The following is a 2,446-nucleotide window of genomic DNA, read 5'->3' as shown; positions in this document are numbered from 1 at the left end:
CGGCGTCGGACGCCGGCGCGCTCTGCGCACGCGCGGGAAACGCGGCGGCAGTGCCGAAGGCGGCACCGACGGTGCCCGCGGCGGTGAGGACGGAAGCACGCTTCAGGAGCGCGCGGCGGGCGGGATCGTGAGGCTGACAATTCATGCCGACGAGGCGGGCAGATGCCGTTCCCGCCCCGGCGGCACCGGCTTGAGACGCAGCGCCCAGCACACGCCGCCGACCAGCAGCGCCACCCCGGCCACGCCCATCAGCGGCGGCCACGCGCCGCGGTGCAGCTGGGCGTAGGCCAGCGCGGCCAGCGTCTCGAAGACGATCAGCTGTCCGACCAGGGCGGTGGGCAGGCGCTGGCTGGCCTCGTTCCAGCACAGCGTGCCGAGCCAGGAGGCGAACAGCCCGACGGCCGTCATCAGCCCGACGTAGGACCACAGCCGCGGACCGGCGGGAAAGTCGAAACCGGCGGGCAGCAGCGGCAGGCCGGTGCCGTCGGCGATCGCGAGGACGACAAAGGCCAGCACCGCCATCGGCAGCGTCACCAGCCCCTGCGCGGTGGCCCAGGCGCGAGGGCCGCGATCGGCGTGCGCGCGCAGCCAGTCGGCGTTGCGGATCGGGTACCAGGTCCAGCAGGCCAGCGCGATCAGCGCCAGTCCCGCGCCCTGCAGGTAACGCCCCAGCGCCTGCGGCGCGACGGCGGCCTGCTCGACCTGGTTGACGCAGGCGATGCCCAGCGCGATCAGCAGCAGCGCCGGCGCCAGGTCGCGCCAGCGGTAGTGGCCGTCGCGCGCCGCGTTGCGGCGGTTGGAGCAGACCGCGATGACGACGGGCAGCGTGCCGATGATCATCGTCGGCAAGGGTCCGCCGGCGCGTTGGATGGCGGCGGCCAGGGTCAGGTAGTACAGGAAATTGCCGATGGCGCTGAGCTTCACCGCCGCGATCCAGTCGGCGCGGGTGAGGCGTTTCAGCTCCCGCCAGTCGATGCCCGCCAGCGGCACGGCTAGCAGCCCGAACGCGAAGTAGCGTCCGGCCATCAGCATGGCGGCCGGGTACTCAGGCAGCAGCAGCGGCGTGACGAACACCAGGCCCCACATCAGGCCGGCGGCAAGCGCGAACAGGAATCCAGACAGCATGCGACGCAGTGTCGCCCCGCGTCAGGGCCGCCGTCTTGTACCGAGTTGCTGCTGGTAGCGCGCCGGCGTGATGCCGTAGCGGCGCGCGAAGCTGCGCGTCAGGTGCGCCTGGTCGGTGAGCCCCACCGCGGCGGCGACCTGCGCGGGCGCGTGACCGGCGGCGAGCTGCCGCTTGGCCTCGTTGAGCCGCAGCGCCATCAGCGCCTGCTGAGGCGTCGCATGGTGCTGCGCCTTGAAGCTGCGCAGGAAGTGGAACGGGCTCAGGCCGGCGACGGCGGCCAGGCGTGCCGTGTCCAGCGATTCGTCGAGGTGGGCCCGCATGTGCTCGATCACCGGCGCGAAACGCGGCGCCGCGCCGTCGGGACGCACGGGGGCGCGGTGCGCGTGACGGCTCAGTCCCTGGACCAGTTCGAGCAGGGCGCTGTCGAAGGCCAGCGGCTCGCGCGCGCGCCACAACGCGGCGATCAGCACGGCGGCACGCGTGGCGGCCTCCGCGTCGTGCGCGACCGCGGCGTCGAAGCGCCAGGCCGGGCCGCCGTACAGCTCCGCCAGCAGCGCCTCGTCGAGGTAGACCATCCGGTAACCCCAGGCGTCGGAGGTCGCAGCCTCGCCGGTGTGGATGTCCTCGGGGTTCATCAGCATCAGCGTGGCGCGCGGCGCGAGGTGCTCCCCGCCGCGCCAGCGGAAGCGCCCGACGCCGTCGGTGATCGCGCCCAGGCCGTAGGCCTCGTGCGTGTGCGGCTCGAAGCTGTGGCGCAGGATGTGGGCGTGGTACAGCTCCACGCCCGCGCGGTGCGCGGGGCGGCGGTACTGCGCCTGATCCTCGGGATGTTCGAACGCCGTGGGCATGAGGTCGAGTCTATGCGCGACCTCAGGCCTCGATCGGGCCTGCCCCTGGCCCCAGCCTTCGTGGCTTCGGAAGCCCGCGGCTCTCCCGTTCGAAGCTGCCCTGGGCTCAGAGCAGTCCGGGTGTCATCCCCGTCCAGCGCTTGAACGAGCGCCGGAAGTTGCTCTTGTCGGTGAAGCCCAGCGAGCGCGCCACGGCCTCGCCGCGCTGGCCGCGCAGCAGCATCAGGTAGAGCGCCGCGTGCGCACGGACCTGATCCAGCTGCGCCTGGTGATGCGTGCCCAGCTGCGCCAATTGGCGCTTCAGCGTCGCCGGGCTCACGCCGAAACGCTGGGCGCTGCGCTCCAGCGAGGGATCGCCGCCGACTTCGGCCATCAGGTGGTCGTAGAGCGCCGCCAGCTGGCCGCGGGACGCGGCCTCGGGATCCGCGCCCTGCGCCAGCGCGCCGGCGGCCATCGCCGGGCGACCGGGGAC

Annotated in this window: 3 protein-coding genes; all 3 read right to left on the bottom strand. The window is 73.3% G+C overall.

Going from position 1 to position 2,446, the window contains the following annotated elements:
- Positions 1–141: 141 nt before the first annotated feature.
- Positions 142–1,125: a DMT family transporter gene (locus tag VF536_RS23700; protein WP_331617380.1), complete on the bottom strand. Its 984-nt coding sequence runs from the start codon at positions 1,123–1,125 to the stop codon at positions 142–144.
- Positions 1,126–1,146: 21 nt separating this feature from the next.
- Positions 1,147–1,974, bottom strand: a complete 828-nt coding sequence (locus VF536_RS23695; RefSeq protein WP_331617379.1) for an AraC family transcriptional regulator — start codon at positions 1,972–1,974, stop codon at positions 1,147–1,149.
- 106 nt (positions 1,975–2,080) lie between these two features.
- On the bottom strand, positions 2,081–2,446 hold a 366-nt coding region (locus VF536_RS23690; RefSeq protein ID WP_331617378.1), incomplete at its 5' end, for an AraC family transcriptional regulator.

Origin of the sequence: Roseateles sp., from assembly GCF_036486225.1 — a bacterium.
Classification (GTDB): domain Bacteria; phylum Pseudomonadota; class Gammaproteobacteria; order Burkholderiales; family Burkholderiaceae_C; genus Roseateles.
Note: the sequence above shows the minus strand (reverse complement) of the source record. Positions and strands in the feature narration are given on the sequence as shown.